Origin of the sequence: Corynebacterium capitovis DSM 44611, assembly GCF_030440535.1 — a bacterium.
Classification (GTDB): Bacteria; Actinomycetota; Actinomycetes; order Mycobacteriales; family Mycobacteriaceae; genus Corynebacterium; species Corynebacterium capitovis.
Genome location: NZ_CP047117.1, coordinates 998705 through 1014085, shown reverse-complemented (window position 1 = coordinate 1014085; position 15381 = coordinate 998705). Strand labels below are relative to the sequence as shown.

Genomic DNA, 15381 nt, shown 5'->3' with positions numbered 1-15381 from the left:
CTAGTGGACGTGCGTTGCTTCCGCACCAGATGACTCGCTGGCGGAACTGTGGTCGGCGTAATCCTCATAACCAGGAATGAGGGTTCGTACGGCGACATCGGGGATCACGATGTCGGAGCCGTCTGCAGCGTGCAGGGTAAGCGTTACAGTGTCCCCCGCAGCGATCTCCGCCGGGTAATCCAGGACCATCAGGTGGCTGCCACCAGGCGCGAGCTCGTACGTTCCGTAAGCGGGGATGACAAGGCCACCTTCCATTTCGCGCATCGTCCCGTCGACGGTTTCGTGCAGTTCGTATCGGGCCTGGCCTAGCGACGTTGTGAAACCGGTAATGGTGATGTCTTTGTCCGTCGTATTGCGCAAGGTGCCGAAGATCGCCGTCATGTCCATTCCGTCGGCGCCTTTTGCTCGCACTGTGCCGTTGTCCAAGACAACAGCCGGGGCGTCGGCGTCGGCAGTCGTCAAGGCGGTTGAGGTCGCAGTGACGGGCACGGTGACGGGCACGGTGGACGTTGAAGCGGACGTCGAGATGGACGCTTCATCTGAGGGGGAGCACGCGCTAAGAGCGGCCCCCGCCACAAGGATGAGCGCAGCGGCGGCATAACGGTTCATCACGGGTCAAACTCCTTTAATCGAGGTGTGGGAACTACTTCGAGTCCGTGGCTGACGATGTGTCCTCGGAGGCCGACACGTCAGAGACGGGCTTTGAACGTCGCATCGCGGCGAGCGCAGCGGTCAGCGCTACCGCGGCGAGTGTGGCACCTCCGGCCAAAAGCCAGGGAAAGGTGGAGCCATCGTCACTCGCGCCCTCAGCCTGCTGGTCCTGCTGGGGAGCGTTCTGTGCACTCGGCACAGCGGGCGCAGCACTGCCAGAGGGCTCGTAGGAGAAGGTGGTCGAGCCTTTGGTGGAGTGGCCGTCAGAGGAGACGATCTGGTACCCGACTCGGTACTCACCGGGTTCGACTGTCAGCTCCTCGGGCAGGTCCAACGTGACTTTAGTGCCGTCTACGAAGGGTTCGCCGCTGTAGAGGACTTCTCCACTGGCCGCGTTTGACAACGCGAAGGTATTAAAACCGTTCTGCACCAGCCCGGAGAACTCGAGCGTCAGCTCGTGCGGGAATTCGCTCACCACCGCGCCATCTGCTGGATCGCCCCCCACAACTGCGTCATGGGCCTGCGCCACGGGCGCGATAGCGACAGCCAGCGCGGCTGCTGCGGCGGCGGTTCTTGCAACGAGGGGCATCTAGTATCTCCTTTTTCAGCCCGGGTGTCTCCCGGATATGTCCAAACTCGGGATGCGGATGGGCCCGTACCAGGCCGAACCGATTAGGGGATCATCCCGTGAAATTCTTAGTCGCCCCCGGAAACCGAATAGTTCCCGCCAGACGTTTACCGGGAATTTACCTCCCCTCAATCGGGGCCATGCCGCGCGGGTCGGCGAGATGCACCGGACTCTTGCTTAGTGCGGCTCGCCTGCCCCGGCGGGAGCTGAACTATCAAGTGTCATGGAGATCGAGTTGATGCAGTAACGCAGGTCCGTCGGAGTGTTGTATCCCTCTCCCTCGAAAACGTGGCCTAGGTGCGAATGGCACCGCGCACACAGCACCTCCGTGCGGACCATGCCGTGTGACCGGTCAACTCGCTCGATCACCGAGTCGCCGGCTAGCGGGCTGAAAAACGACGGCCAGCCACAATGAGACTCAAATTTCTCTGTTGATCGGAACAGCTCTGCGCCGCAGGCCCGGCAGCGATAAATTCCCTCTGTTGCGGTATCGGTGTATTCGCCGACTCCGGGGGCTTCAGTGCCCGCCAAGCGCAGGACACGGAATTCCTCGGGCGTGAGTTTTGCGCGCCACTGCTCCTCCGTCCACTCGGCGTAGTTGGCGTCGTTCGTGGTGTCGTTCGTGGTGTCGTTCGTGGTGTCGTTCGTGGTGTCGGTCATAGATCAGTCTCCTTAGACACTATGGTTTCGGTTGTGTTGGCGCTTTTGGCTGGCACCCGTCCGGCGTGGATTGCCATTGCCAGCGCCCAAGCGGCAATGGTGATGATGAGCAGCGCCCACCCAGCGGTGGGGAGGAACGTATCCGCCCAAGCCCCGACGACCGGTAGGCGGGTACTTACCCACTTCAACGGTGCGAGGCAGAGCAAGATTCCCACCCACGGCAGGCCCTGGTGGAAGGGACTGCGGGTACCTAAGACGGTGAAAACCGCGGGGAAAAGCATCATCGAGTAATACGCTTGCCCGAGGGAAGAGAGCAGGCAGACGCCCGCCATGAAGACCCCTGAGCTCAGGCACGCCCAGACCCACGGATCGGTATAGCGGAACCGCCCAAGCACAACGACAGCCACCACGACGAACGCAGCAAGCGCGGCAAAGACACAGATGGAGAGCCACGCTGGCATGCCGAAGTACACGGCGAAACCCGGCAGCGAGGAGTTTGCGTAATCGCGCGTCTGCGCAAGGTACGGCAGGAGGCGCTCGCGGAAATCACCCACCCCCGGGGTTAGGGGCCACGCCCCGATGTTGAGCGCGAGGGGCACGCCGATTCCCCCGAGCAGAACCTTCCACTGCAGTCTCATCGCCGGGAGCACCAGCAGAGGCGCGAACATCGGCTTGACGACGATCGCCAAACCGGCCACCACGCCAGCTGCGAAACCGCGGTTGGTAACCAGGAGCCGAAGGAACGCCACGAGCGCTAGGAGAAGCACCCCGTTGATGTTGGAAAACACCAGCGTGTTTGTGACGGACTCGGAAAGGAACGCGAGGGCCAATACCAGGGGGAACACCGGGTGCCGCAGGCTAAAACCCGACGCGCGGGTGAGCCAGGCGAGGGCGAGGACGATCGCTATCGCGTTGAGTCCGACGAAGATTACCCGTGCGATGGAGACGTCGCCAAGAAAGCCGAATGGGGAAAGGAGAAGCGTCGCACCGGGGTTGTAAAGGTAGTGCGGGTCGACGTAGTGGTAGGTCTCGTTGTAGACCGGCACCCGCTCCACGAAGCGCCGTGCGGCCGACCAGACCGTTGTGAAGTCGTCGGTAAGAGAGCCCGGCCACGCCAAAGCAACGAGGCGGTGCACGATAACGAACAGCGCCAGTGGCCACGCCACTGAGAGAGCCACTTTTTCGTGCACGGGAGTGCGCCCCACCGCAGTCAGAGGCACGGGCGATACCCACAGTTTGCACATGCGTTGCTCGACCACGGTGACTACCGTACAGTGCTGCTCCCGCGTGAGACGCAGGAAGGGGGGACGTGGAGCGGATGACGAGACTCGAACTCGCGACCCTCACCTTGGCAAGGTGATGCGCTACCAACTGCGCTACATCCGCGCGCCGAGCAGGACCCAATGATGCGTCCTGGTGCGCGATACTGGGATTGAACCAGTGACCTCTTCCGTGTCAGGGAAGCGCTCTCCCGCTGAGCTAATCGCGCCGTGGCCTATTAGCGGCCCGGAGGTGGATACGGGAATCGAACCCGTGTACACGGTTTTGCAGACCGTTGCCTAACCACTCGACCAATCCACCGCGGAGTTACCCACCAAAGTACTAAAGGTACTTGGAGCGGATGACGAGACTCGAACTCGCGACCCTCACCTTGGCAAGGTGATGCGCTACCAACTGCGCTACATCCGCATTGTGGAGGGTTCTAACCCTCGGTGCGCGATACTGGGATTGAACCAGTGACCTCTTCCGTGTCAGGGAAGCGCTCTCCCGCTGAGCTAAACGCGCTTTACACATGGACCGTGGAGATCCCGAGCGGATGACGAGACTCGAACTCGCGACCCTCACCTTGGCAAGGTGATGCGCTACCAACTGCGCTACATCCGCACGCCGCCAACTCCGGTGGACACTGTCGCATCCGCCGTGCTTCGTGCGAGAGTACACATTATCCGCCGCCGCAGGCATAACCAAATCCACAGCTCAGCGCAACGATTGCCCCGCCGGTACGGTGTCGCACCCAGACATCAGGCTCGAGCTGCTGCTTGTCGACGCCTCAAGCGAGCCAACCGGCCCCGCAGCGACAGGGCGCCTTACCTGCGGATTAGGGGCTGCAGCCGGCTGCGTGTAAGGTGTGTTCGCAGCGCGTTACAGCGTAGCGCACTACATGCGGTCCTATGGCTCAGTGGAAGAGCGTTCCGTTCACACCGGAAAGGTCGCTGGTTCGAACCCAGCTAGGACCACAAGATATCAGTACACGGTTCAGGCCACCCGCATAGCGGGGCAGCCTGAATCTTCTTTTTAACTGCCTACGGCAGGATGTCGATGATCTCTCCGATATCTTCGACCCTCCGACCGGTCTGGAACGGCACTTCCTCACGCACATGCAGCCGCGCCTCGGTGTAGCGCATCTTGTGCATGAGGTCTTCGATGCGGGCTAGGTCATCCGCCTCGAACGCGAGCATCCACTCGTAGTCGCCCAAGGCAAACGAGGCCACGGTGTTGGCACGCACGTCGCCGTGATGCATGGCTGCTCGACCGTGCTCGGCGAGAATGCGACGGCGCTTCTCGGGTTCGAGGATGTACCAGTCGTACGAGCGGACGAACGGGTAGACCGTGATCCACTCGCGAGGCTCCTCCCCCATAATGAACGCCGGTAGATGCCCCTTGTTGAACTCCGCGGGGCGGTGCAGGCCGTTGCCAATCCACCCCAATTCGAGGACCTGACCCAGCGTCGTCGTCCGCCGAAAGTCCGCGAGCGCCTTTTGGATAAGCTGGAAGTGTTCTGCGTGCCACCAGATCATGACGTCGGCTTCCGGCCGAGTCCCGGTGACGTCATAGAGTCCGCGAACTGCCACGTCGCCGTCTTCAGCGAGCCGGGTGAAAAAGTCCCGCGCCTGCGCCACGACATCCTCGCGCTGGCCGCCCAGCGCCCCCGGAATGGCGCGGAACGTCACCCACTGGGTGTACCGCTGCACTTTGTTAAGGGCCTCGATGTCTGCCCCGGTGAGGTCTGCCATGTGACATCCTTTCTCGCCCCGCCACGCGGGACGCATCAAACTAAAGTCGGAGGCGATTGTACGCCTCGGGGGTCGCTCGGCGCGCCTTCCCGGGACATCCGGCCCGCATGGTTACGGTGAACGGCGTGACGAATTCGGACACTCCCACCCACAGCTTCGGCGCAGCGTCCGCCGCGGGGACGGACAGCGGCAATCCGACACCTGCGGAATTTACCGCTGCCGCTGAGTCCATGCACCGCGCCTCCCTTCGGCCCGAGATCACCCTCGGTGAGATCCGGCCCCCGCAGCGCCCGGCCCCGTTTAGCCATGCCATTGGGTTGGAGGTCTCCCGCGGCAGTGAATCGCACGTTCCCGCAGATTCGGAGGGGGATGCCTTCGGCCGCCTTATCCTCCTTCACTCCCCTGCCGCGGAGGAGACGTGGGAGGGTTCGATGCGCCTTGTTGCCTACATCCAGGCCGATATGGACGACGCCGTGGCGTCGGATCCCCTACTGCCCGATGTTGCGTGGCAGTGGCTGACCGAATCGCTGGCCGGAAATCGCGCCGGTTACACCAACCTGGGGGGAACCGTGACCTCCACCGCCTCGGTCCGCTTCGGGGAAATCGGCGGGCCACCGCGTGCATATCAGCTGGAAATGCGGGCATCGTGGACCGCGAGCGGGTTGGATCTGTCCTCGCACGTGGAAGCGTTCGCCGGCGTTCTCGCGCACGTCGCTGGATTGCCTCCCGAGGGAGTGGCGGAACTGGGTCAGCGGTAAGCTCCTTACGTGGTTTTCACCCCCGATTTCGAGCTCGCGACCTCGCCCGACAGTTTTCGACGATGCGCCGCTGCCCTCTCTCGTGGCCGGGGCCCCTTCGCCCTCGACACGGAACGCGCCTCTGCGTACCGCTACGATGACCGAGCCTTCCTCGTGCAGGTGCACCGCCGCGGGTCGGGGACCTTTCTCTTCGCCCCGGAGGGTCACCGGGATGCGCTGCGCGATGCCCTAGCCCCAGTTCTCAACGGGAAAGACTGGATTCTCCACGCGTCCGGCGAAGACCTGCCTAGTCTGGCTGATTTGGGCCTGCAGCCAGGAACTCTTTTCGACACCGAGCTCGCCGGGCGGCTTGCAGGTTTTTCACGCCCGAACTTGGCCGCGATGGTGACCGAATTCGTGGGCGTCGATCTTGAGAAGGGCTACGGGCGGGAGGACTGGTCGCAGGTTCCCCTCCCCCACGAGTGGCAGGTCTACGCGGCGTTTGATGTTATCTACCTCAACGATCTCGCCGAGGCGCAGGCTGAGTATCTGGACGCAAGGGGCAAACTTGCTCTTGCTTCGGTGGAGTTCGAACACCTCACCCGCCGAAACCGCGCGCGGCCGGGGAAAACTTGGCGCGATCTCAAGGGGGTCTCCGCACTGCCCGAGGGTGAGAGCCTTCACGTGGCGCGCGAGCTGTTTCGAGTTCGAGACACTCAGGCGCGCCAGCGCGACGTCGCGCCAGGTTCGCTCCTGCCGAGCAAAGTGCTTGTCGACATCGCCCGCACCCTTCCCGAGACACCCAGTGAGCTCGCCCGACTCGGCGGCTTTCCTCGTAGGCGGCGCGGCGCTGTCGAAGAGTGGTTCGACGTCGTGCGCGACGCGCGTCGCGTTCCCCGCGACCAGTGGCCGCTGCGCGATGTGCCTGACTCGCCCGTTCCTGGGAAATCCGCCTGGCAGCGCCTCCACCCAGACTCGTGGGCGGCGCTCCTGCGTGCGCGTGAGGCCGTGGCCGCACGCGCGGCTGAGCTTTCTATGCTGCCGGAGGTCCTTGTTCAATCTTCTGTGCTGCGCCAGGTGGTGTGGGACGTTACGGAGGAAGAGGCGTGGCGCCCGCCCCAGACGGATACGCTCGTCCGGCGCCTGGCCTGCGCCGGTGCACGCGAATGGCAAGCCGAGGCCGTCGCCTCGTCACTCGCCCGCGCGCTGCGCAGCTAGCGGACGGGTGCTGCAGCCGCCCAGGCGCGGATCCGCCGCGCCGCGCTACTGGGGTCAAGGTTGTAATCAGACAGCACTTCCGATCGCGAGCCGTGCTCCGGGAACACCGCCGGGAATGCGAGGTGACGGACGGGGACGTCGATCTCAGCGCTAGACATAGCCTCCGCGATGGCGGAGCCGACGCCGCCTCGCGCGATACCGTCTTCGTACACGACAACCAGGTCGTGGGACGTCGTCAAGCTCACAAGCTCCTCGCTGACCGGGAACACCCAGCGTGGATCGACGACGGTGAGGGAGAGCGAGTCGTTGCTGAGCTCATCTGCGACCCGGAGCGCGTCGGCGCAGAACCCGCCGATGGCCACTAGCAAGACCTTGACCTTGTCCGGGACCTTGTCCGGGACCTTGTCCGGGACCTTGTCCGGAACCTTGTCCGGGTCGTCGTGGGCCGGCTTCGCGAGGATGTCAGTTCCGCCCGCGAGGCGCTCGATAGCGTCGATATCGTCTCCAACGCTGCCCTTCGGGAAGCGCACGACCGTCGGCCCATCCTCCACGGCGATTGCCTCGCGGAACTCCTCGCGCAGCCGCGCCGGGTCTCGTGGCGCGGCAACGCGGATGCCCGGGACCATTGTGGTGAGGGACATATCCCACACCCCGTTATGGCTCGCCCCGTCCGAACCCGTCACCCCCGACCGGTCGAGCACGAGGGTGACGGCCTGGCGAAGAAGGCCGACGTCCATCAAGAGCTGGTCAAAACCGCGGTTGAGGAAGGTGGAGTAGATCGCGACGACGGGGTGAAGGCCACCCATCGCCATGCCGGCCGCCGAGGTGATTGCGTGCTGCTCGGCGATACCGACGTCGAAGAACCGCTCGGGAAACTTGTCGGCCAGCGGCTGCAGCCCCGTCGGCCCCGCCATGGCGGCGGTGATGCCGACGATGTCGTCGCGTTCGTGCGCCGCTCGGAGGAGTTCTTCAGAGAAGACCGCGGTCCACCCGGGCGCGGACTGCGCGAGCGACTCCCCTGTGACGGGGTCGATCACGCCTGTCGAGTGCATCTGATCCGCGTCGTCGTTGACAGCGGGGGCGAACCCGTGACCCTTCTCCGTCACGACGTGGATGATGAGCGGCCCGTCGTAGGAATGGGCATAGCGCAGAGCCTGCGTAAGGGCTTTGAGATCGTGTCCCTCGACCGGCCCGACGTATTTCATGCCCAGCTCGGGGAACATCTCCGTGGGGAGGACCTGGTACTTCACACCCTCCTTGAGAGCATGAAGGGCATCGAAGGCGCGTTCTCCGACCCATCCGAGCGACTTGAGAGTCTTCTTCCCAGACTCCATAACTTCGTCATACCCCGGCTGTATACGGATGGCCGCAAGCTGGTCCCGCAGGCGCGTGAGATTGTTGGCAAAGCCGCCGATGGTGGGTGAATACGACCTGCCGTTGTCGTTGACGATGACGACGACGTTTCGGTCCGCCGCTGCGATATTGTTCAGGGCCTCCCAGCACATCCCGCCGGTCAGCGCGCCATCACCGACAACCGCGACGACCTTTTCGTGCCCGCGACCTGCCAGCTGCTTCGCCTTGGCCAATCCATCGGCAAAGGACAACGCAGCCGAGGCGTGGGAGGACTCCGTCCAATCGTGCCGCGACTCTGAACGGGAGGTGTAGCCCGAAAGTCCACCCTTTTTGCGCAGCGTATCGAACTGGCCGGCTCTGCCAGTAAGAATCTTGTGCACATACGACTGGTGGGAGGTATCGAAGACGATGGGTTCTCGCGGCGACTCAAACTCGTAATGGAGAGCGACGGTGAGCTCTACCACGCCGAGATTTGGCCCGAGGTGCCCACCCGTTGCCGACACTTTTGTCACCAGCAGCTGCCGGATCTCGGCCGAAAGCTCTTCTAGCTGCTCGAGCGACAGTGCTTTGAGGTCATCGGGCGAAGTAACCGTATCCAGAAGTCCCACGTACTTTCGCACTCCTTTGACTCAACCCGGGCATGGGGCCGACGGCCCGCATTCCAGACAAGTTTACACGCCACCTCGCTTGCGCGAAGAACCCGCTCGTCGTGTTTGCGCATGTCGCGGGCGAGCCGGGCGCGACCTAAACGGTTTTGGCTCCACGGTCTAGTTGGGCGATTACCTCGAAGTGGTGTGTGCCCGGGAAGGCGTCGATAAGCGTCATGCGAGTGACGTTAAAACCACCCTCGCGCCACTGTGTGATATCCCGCGCGAACGTCGCTGGGTCGCACCCAATGTGGATTACCCGTTCCGGTTCGCGCTTCGCGATCGCCGCGATCACCCCGGTACCCGCCCCGGCTCGCGGAGGGTCCAGAACGACCAGGCCGGGGTCGGCTAAGTCATCGAAACCCAGCTCAACCTTGCGGTTGTGCGTTGTTATGCTCATCTCGGCGCTTCTTTGCGACGCCTCCACCGCCGCCGGCGAGTAATCAACCGTATCGACGTGCGCCCCTCCCATGGCCTGAGCAATGGACGGAGCGAACAGGCCGACCCCTCCGTACAGGTCCCACCCAGTCCTCCGGTCGTAGGTACTCTCCCCCCACTTCCGAACGATCTCGGTGTAGGCGGCCGGCGCCTCGATGTGGGCTTGCCAGAACGCGGTGGCCGGGAAGGAAAACTCCGCCTCACCGACGCGCTGGACCACGGTTCCGCTCCCCTCGCACACTGTCGTCATGCGCTCCACGCGCCGGCCCCTTTGAGCTCGGGCGGTTTCTACCACGTGGCGCTGGCCGCGAGAATCCACTACTGCTACGACTTCGGCCCCCGGGGTGAACGTGCGAGCGCCCTCCCCCACGAGACCGTCGAGTAGGCCCGGGACGGGTTGGCTGCACGCTACGTCGGTGAGAAGCTCGCGCGACCGCAGCATCCTCACCCCGGCCCGGCCCTCAGCGTCCACGCCAAGGCGGACGCGGGTGCGCCACCCCTGCACGGGTTCAAGACGCACCGCGCCTAGCTGCGTGGGAGCATCGAATCCTCCCAGCGAGCCCGCGAGTGAGGCTAACTGTCCAAGAAGGATGTCGCGTTTGAGGCCGAGCTCGGCGTCGGGATCGACAAACGCGAAATCGCAGCACCCGGCCCCGCGAGCTGCCGCCGGGCAGCGCGATGGGACCCGCACGGGCCCGCCGTCTAAAACCTCGCCGAGCTCGGCGCGTGCCCACCTCTTTTTCACAGTTCCGATGACCGCCGCAACCCGATCCCCCGGGAGGGCGCCACGGACGAACACCACCCGGCCGTCGGGTGCATGGCCGATCCCTTCTCCCCCATGCGCGAGTGTGGATATGTCAAGCTCGATGCGGGCACCGGGGGCTAACTCAGGGTGCGTCATGCCTTTGAAGTCCCACCGTTCTCGTCCGCGCCTTGGGCGTTTCGGCGCACGAGCTCTTCGACGGCCTGGGCCAGTGCCGCGGGGTTCCCACCCTGGCCCGGTTGCCCCGCGCCCGAGTTCTGTTGCACCTGTGCGTTGCGCTGAGCGACGGCCTGCTGGACTTGGGCGGCCAGCTGCTGGGGCAGCACAACGGGCAGGGAGTTTCCGGCCAAAATGGGCTCGCTTCCGCGATAAACAAAACTGCGGGCCACGATCTGGCGACCGATTTCCGCCAACGCCGCTTCGCTCCCGCTCGGGGCCGCAAGTGTCACGCGGTAGAGCCAGCGGGGACCCTCAACGCCGATGATGCGGATCACGCCGTTGGTGCCCGTTCCGACAACCTCTCGGCCCCATGGGCCGGTTTCGAATGAGACGGGCATCCCCTCGTTGCGCATACCCTCGGCGATCTCCGTCGAGGATTCCTCCCACAACCCACCTGTCCGCGGCGACGCGAACGCAACCGGAGTCGCGCGGCCATGCCGGGTAACAATGTGAACCATTTTGGGCCCCGCCTCCCCCATTTCAACCTGGACTTGGGAGTCCGTGGGGAGAGGAATCTTCATCGAGCCCAAATCGAGGACCACCTGGGAAAAGTCGCTAAAGTCGAACTCCTCGAAGTCAACGGCGTCGCCGTCGAAAGGCCCCGATTCCCCGCTCACTGGGTCGTGGGGAATGACAACGGGGTCTGACGGTTGCGCGTCGTGCGGGGCGCCCGCGGTGTCAGTATCGATTACGCGCCCACCCGCAGCCTCGACCGCAGACCCGGCCTCACCTCGTTCCCCCACCGGGTGAGCCGCTTCTTTCTTTTTGCTAAAAGGCCACTTCGCCATCTTTCTACCTTTCGCTGGTTCGTGCGTTGTCACCACCATATTCCGCACCCGCGTCGCGGGCCGCCAGGGCTTGAACCGCCCTAGTGGGTTCCCGTTGACCCGTGGCCCCCGGCCCCACGCTCCGTCTTAGAGAGCGCGTCAACCTCGACGAACCCGGGCAATTCGACGCGCTGAACGACGAGCTGGGCAATGCGCATCCCGCGCGTGATCTCGACGGGTGTCATCGCATCTGTGTTGTGCAGACAGACCTTGACTTCGCCACGATAGCCCGCGTCGATGGTCCCAGGCGCATTCACGATGGTCACACCGTGTTTCGCGGCGAGCCCTGACCGGGGGTGAACGAAACCCGCGGTGCCCACGGGAAGCGCCAGTGCGATTCCCGTGCCAATCAGCGCCCGCTGCCCAGGCTGAAGAACCACGTCTTCGGCCGAGTGTAGATCCGCTCCAGCATCGTCGGGATGGGAGCGCCGCGGCAAGGGAATATCGCGGTCAAGTCGGACTACGGGAATGTCGAAGCTAGGGGGTTCGGAAGTGGCGGCGGGATCGCCGCCACGAGCGCTGGTTTCAGTCACGTTCTCACCCTACCGGCCGTACCCCTGCGGTTCGGCTCCGCCCGAGGGCGCGTGGGCTCCCAGTCCTGAACTAGAGTCGTTGCCGTGCCAGATCTTCAACCGCAAAACACGCCGATGGGTACTGGCCCCTCCACGCCACAGCTCCTTTACAGCGAGCGCCAGTGGGCTCCCTGGTACATGTGGCTCGCGGGGGCCGGCCTCACCCTGTTGCTCGCCGCCCAATTTGCTCATAACCGCAACATGTGGTGGTTTTTCATCCCGCTCATCGTGATCGGCGCCTTGGTGGCGTGGTTCTTGTCGTGGCTTTCTGCGACCGTTGTCCGCGTCGAACAGGATGCAGATGGCACGAGGTGGCTTCTTGTCGACGGAGCCGCGCTACCCCACACCGCCGTCGCCCGCTCCATGGTCGTGCCAGAAAGCGCCCGACGCAACGCGCTGGGCCGACAGCTCGACCCGGCGGCATTCCTGGTCACCCACGGCTGGGTAAAAAAGCACATGCTCATCGTGCTCGACGACCCAGAAGACCCGACGCCCTACTGGATGATCTCCTCGCGTAATCCAGCCGCGGCGTTAAACGCCTTCGTCCCTTCGGAGTAGTCCCAGCTCGTCACGGGGCTTCCCAGTAGGTCCGCGACTATTCGCAGTCGAGGCAGATCTTCGACCCGTCGCTGTCCACATAGGCGAGCCGGTTGTTTTTCTGGACCAAGAAGCACGAAGCGCACGTGAACTCGTCTTCCTGGCGGGGCACGACAGTGACATTGAGCTCTTCCCCGGACAAGTCCTGCGCCGGAATCTCGAATGAGTCGACGATCTCGCCGTCATCGTCCATGCTGCTGCCCGCCACTTCCGTGGCTTTCAACCCTTCGAGCGAATCGGTCTCGATGTCGTCTTCCATTCGGCGACGCGGGGCGTCGTAATCCGTTGCCATTGTGGCTCTCCTTTTAAGGGCAGTGGACTTGTCGCGCGGCCAGCGTCCAACCTGCGGAAACCGACCATTCAGATAGCATTGCAGCGGAATAGTAAATCATGTGACGTGCGATGTCATCTTCGCTGCTCCACGGCATAATTACAGCATAATCGGGGCATAATCACGGCACGATCAGGCTACAGAGCCGCGGCCTTTTGTATGCTGGCGCGCATGAATCAAGCCAACCCCGCACGCGCGTCTGTCGATAAGCCGGCGCACGACGCCTCCCCCACCGATTCCGAAGGGCAGACGCTGGGTTTTGGGGTGGACGTGGGAGGTTCTGGGATTAAGGGGGCGGTCGTCGACGTGTCGACCGGCGAGTTCGTGGGCGACCGCATCAAAATCATCACTCCTCAGCCCGCCACCCCGGACGCTGTCGCGCAGACGGTGGCGGAGATCGTCTCCCAGGCCGGGTGGACGGGTTCCGTCGGTGTCACTCTGCCCAGCGTCATAATCGACCAAGTCGCCATGTCCGCCGCGAACATCGACGAGGAATGGGTGGGCACGAACGTCCACGACCTGTTCACCCGTCACCTGGCACCACTTGGGTCCCCGAGCATCGCGGTGCTTAACGACGCCGACGCTGCCGGCATCGCCGAAGTCGCATTCGGTTCAGCGCAGGCACGGCGGGGAGCGGTGCTTTTCCTCACGTTCGGTACCGGAATCGGGTCAGCCTTACTGAACGACGGCGTCCTTGTTCCCAACACCGAGCTCGGCCATATGCTCATCGACGGTGTCGAGGCCGAGGAACAGGCGTCTTCCGCTGCCAAGGTTCGCGACGACCTCTCTTACGCACAGTGGGCGAAACGCGTCGACAAGGTTCTGCACGAATACGAACGTATTTTTAGCCCCACTGCCTTCGTTGTCGGGGGCGGGATCTCTCGCAAATCTGACAAGTGGGTGCCCCTACTCACTACACGGGCCCCGGTGCACGCGGCGCAGCTGCGCAATAGGGCTGGGATCGTCGGGGCAGCGTTAGCCGGGGCGGGTTCTCTTGCACCGTAGCGGGAGGGAATAGATGCCGTGCCGCGAGCGTTAGTAATATCCGTCTGATTGCTGCAAGGCATGTCGAACGTGAGTTGTCAACCGTTTTTGCGTATCGTGGGGTATCCGCTTGAGCGGGCGCCGAGTCACCGCGTGTCGCACGGTAGCCCGCGCTCGGCAGCACCCCCTCGGTGTTTGCCGGCACTTTTCCATTGATCAACATCAAACCTGTACCTACGAGGCGAAAGGGCGTACGTGGCCACCAGCGAGACACCCGTAGAGACCACCCGCACTAAATCGGTCGACCCGGAAACGGGTGCCGCGGCGGGCACCGGCGCACGCACAACAGCAAAAAAGACAGCAAAAAAGACAGCGAAAAAGGCGGTGAAGAAGACCGCGAAACGAACCGCCAAAAAGACAACCACAAAGACAACTAAGAAAACGGCCCGCACAACGACAACCAAGCCCGCTGCTCCCACGGACGCCGAAGAAAATACCGCGCCCATCGAAGCTGGCACTTCTGCCGGTGACGACACCGAATTCGACCCCGTGATCTCCGGGGAGTCCGATGACGCGGCAGAGCTCGACGATGTTGACGATGTCGACGATGCCTTCGCAGTCGACCTGGAGGGTGACCTCGACGTCGAGGAAGAGGATGTCGATGACGACAGCGCCACAGATGGCGACGAGGACGAGGAGGGCAGCGACGAGGCTGACGACGGCTCTTCGGTGTGGGACATCGAGGAATCCGCTGCCTTGCGCCAAGCGCGCAAAGACGCCCAGCTGACCGCCTCCGCGGACTCAGTTCGTGCCTACCTCAAGCAGATTGGCAAGGTCGCGCTCCTCGACGCTGAGCAAGAGGTGTCGCTGGCAAAGAGAATCGAGGCCGGCCTCTACGCCCAGCATCGGCTCGACGAAATGGCCCGGGCCGCGGCCGAGGGTGATAAAGAAGCGAAGCTCACCCCGGCCGTCAAGCGTGACTTGCGGGCCGTGGCGCGCGACGGCCGCAAGGCAAAGAATCACCTGCTTGAGGCCAACCTCCGCCTCGTCGTTTCCCTCGCGAAGCGTTACACCGGCCGCGGAATGGCATTCCTCGATCTCATCCAGGAAGGTAACCTCGGCCTCATTCGCGCGGTGGAGAAGTTCGACTACTCCAAGGGGTATAAGTTCTCCACCTACGCCACGTGGTGGATCCGCCAGGCCATCACCCGCGCGATGGCGGACCAGGCTCGGACGATCCGCATTCCCGTCCACATGGTGGAGGTAATTAACAAACTCGGCCGGATTCAGCGCGAGCTGCTCCAAGACCTTGGCCGGGAGCCAACGCCCCAGGAGCTGGCAAAAGAAATGGATATCTCCGAGGAGAAGGTCCTGGAAATCCAGCAATACGCCCGGGAACCGATCTCCCTCGATCAAACCATTGGCGACGAAGGCGACAGCCAGCTCGGCGACTTCATCGAAGACTCCGAGGCGGTCGTCGCCGTCGATGCGGTGTCGTTTACTCTCCTGCAAGACCAGCTACAAGACGTTTTGCACACGCTGTCGGAGCGTGAGGCCGGCGTGGTCCGCTTGCGCTTTGGACTGACGGACGGCATGCCCCGGACCCTCGACGAGATCGGACAGGTCTACGGCGTGACCCGAGAGCGCATCCGCCAGATCGAGTCGAAGACGATGTCGAAGCTGCGGCACCCCTCTCGGTCCCAGGTGCTGCGCGACTACCTGGACTAATTGCACTAGTTGGA

At 63.5% G+C, this 15381-nt stretch carries 15 protein-coding genes and 7 tRNA genes; 6 read left to right on the top strand and 16 right to left on the bottom strand.

The window, feature by feature from the left end; genetic code table 11:
- The 10 genes from CAPI_RS04970 to CAPI_RS04925 form a co-directional block, all read right to left on the bottom strand.
- Positions 1–609, bottom strand: a complete 609-nt coding sequence (locus CAPI_RS04970) for a copper chaperone PCu(A)C (RefSeq protein WP_018016938.1) — start codon at positions 607–609, stop codon at positions 1–3.
- Between the two features lie 34 nt (positions 610–643).
- The gene (locus CAPI_RS04965) at positions 644–1240 is read right to left on the bottom strand and encodes a copper resistance CopC family protein (RefSeq protein WP_018016937.1); all 597 of its coding nucleotides are present in this window, start codon (positions 1238–1240) and stop codon (positions 644–646) included.
- 216 nt (positions 1241–1456) lie between these two features.
- Entirely contained in the window at positions 1457–1939 is a 483-nt protein-coding gene (gene msrB / locus CAPI_RS04960; protein WP_018016936.1) for a peptide-methionine (R)-S-oxide reductase MsrB, read from the bottom strand.
- Positions 1936–3198 carry a glycosyltransferase family 87 protein gene (locus CAPI_RS04955; RefSeq protein ID WP_245531609.1) on the bottom strand — a complete coding sequence of 421 codons (1263 nt, stop codon included), beginning with the start codon at positions 3196–3198 and terminating at the stop codon, positions 1936–1938. Before CAPI_RS04955 ends, msrB begins: the two co-directional genes overlap by 4 nt.
- Before the next feature lie 51 nt (positions 3199–3249).
- Positions 3250–3325: transfer RNA gene (locus CAPI_RS04950), tRNA-Gly, on the bottom strand.
- A gap of 28 nt (positions 3326–3353) precedes the next feature.
- Positions 3354–3428, bottom strand: a tRNA-Val gene (locus CAPI_RS04945).
- Between the two features lie 21 nt (positions 3429–3449).
- Positions 3450–3520, bottom strand: a tRNA-Cys gene (locus CAPI_RS04940).
- Between the two features lie 32 nt (positions 3521–3552).
- A tRNA-Gly gene (locus CAPI_RS04935) sits at positions 3553–3628 on the bottom strand.
- 24 nt (positions 3629–3652) lie between these two features.
- A tRNA-Val gene (locus CAPI_RS04930) sits at positions 3653–3724 on the bottom strand.
- A 26-nt stretch (positions 3725–3750) separates the two neighbouring features.
- Positions 3751–3823: transfer RNA gene (locus CAPI_RS04925), tRNA-Gly, on the bottom strand.
- 281 nt (positions 3824–4104) lie between these two features.
- Between CAPI_RS04925 and CAPI_RS04920 the strand changes: the two genes are divergently transcribed.
- Positions 4105–4176, top strand: a tRNA-Val gene (locus tag CAPI_RS04920).
- Between the two features lie 66 nt (positions 4177–4242).
- Here CAPI_RS04920 and hemQ read toward each other — a convergent pair.
- Positions 4243–4953, bottom strand: a complete 711-nt coding sequence (gene hemQ / locus CAPI_RS04915; protein ID WP_018016934.1) for a hydrogen peroxide-dependent heme synthase — start codon at positions 4951–4953, stop codon at positions 4243–4245.
- Between the two features lie 107 nt (positions 4954–5060).
- Here hemQ and CAPI_RS04910 point away from each other — a divergent pair, with 107 nt between their 5' ends.
- Positions 5061–5711, top strand: coding sequence for a DUF3000 domain-containing protein (locus tag CAPI_RS04910; RefSeq protein ID WP_018016933.1), 651 nt, complete (start codon positions 5061–5063; stop codon positions 5709–5711).
- Positions 5712–5720: 9 nt separating this feature from the next.
- A complete protein-coding gene (locus CAPI_RS04905; RefSeq protein WP_018016932.1) occupies positions 5721–6908 on the top strand; it encodes an HRDC domain-containing protein in 1188 nt (395 codons plus the stop codon).
- On the opposite strand, the gene dxs is transcribed toward CAPI_RS04905, so the two are convergent.
- The 4 genes from dxs to dut form a co-directional block, all read right to left on the bottom strand.
- Positions 6905–8869: a 1-deoxy-D-xylulose-5-phosphate synthase gene (dxs, locus tag CAPI_RS04900; protein ID WP_018016931.1), complete on the bottom strand. Its 1965-nt coding sequence runs from the start codon at positions 8867–8869 to the stop codon at positions 6905–6907. The two genes, CAPI_RS04905 and dxs, sit on opposite strands and share 4 nt — an antisense overlap.
- A gap of 136 nt (positions 8870–9005) precedes the next feature.
- Positions 9006–10247, bottom strand: a complete 1242-nt coding sequence (locus tag CAPI_RS04895) for a class I SAM-dependent RNA methyltransferase (protein WP_018016930.1) — start codon at positions 10245–10247, stop codon at positions 9006–9008.
- Positions 10244–11116 (bottom strand): DUF3710 domain-containing protein, encoded by an 873-nt coding sequence (locus CAPI_RS04890; protein ID WP_018016929.1) that lies wholly within the window; start codon positions 11114–11116, stop codon positions 10244–10246. The genes CAPI_RS04895 and CAPI_RS04890 overlap by 4 nt, the downstream gene beginning before the upstream one ends.
- 80 nt (positions 11117–11196) lie before the next feature.
- Positions 11197–11688: a dUTP diphosphatase gene (gene dut, locus CAPI_RS04885; protein ID WP_018016928.1), complete on the bottom strand. Its 492-nt coding sequence runs from the start codon at positions 11686–11688 to the stop codon at positions 11197–11199.
- Between the two features lie 84 nt (positions 11689–11772).
- On the opposite strand from dut, the gene CAPI_RS04880 reads away from it, so the two are divergent.
- The gene (locus CAPI_RS04880; RefSeq protein WP_342662599.1) at positions 11773–12285 is read left to right on the top strand and encodes a DUF3093 domain-containing protein; all 513 of its coding nucleotides are present in this window, start codon (positions 11773–11775) and stop codon (positions 12283–12285) included.
- A gap of 37 nt (positions 12286–12322) precedes the next feature.
- Here CAPI_RS04880 and CAPI_RS04875 read toward each other — a convergent pair whose 3' ends face one another.
- A complete protein-coding gene (locus CAPI_RS04875) occupies positions 12323–12616 on the bottom strand; it encodes a DUF4193 domain-containing protein (protein ID WP_018016926.1) in 294 nt (97 codons plus the stop codon).
- A gap of 210 nt (positions 12617–12826) precedes the next feature.
- Here CAPI_RS04875 and ppgK point away from each other — a divergent pair, with 210 nt between their 5' ends.
- Both ppgK and CAPI_RS04865 read left to right on the top strand, forming a co-directional pair.
- Complete coding sequence (ppgK, locus tag CAPI_RS04870) at positions 12827–13660, top strand: polyphosphate--glucose phosphotransferase (protein WP_083893899.1); 834 nt, start codon at positions 12827–12829, stop codon at positions 13658–13660.
- A gap of 234 nt (positions 13661–13894) precedes the next feature.
- On the top strand, positions 13895–15367 hold the full coding sequence (locus tag CAPI_RS04865; protein WP_018016924.1) for an RNA polymerase sigma factor: 1473 nt from the start codon (positions 13895–13897) through the stop codon (positions 15365–15367).
- The last annotated feature ends 14 nt before the right edge of the window (positions 15368–15381 follow it).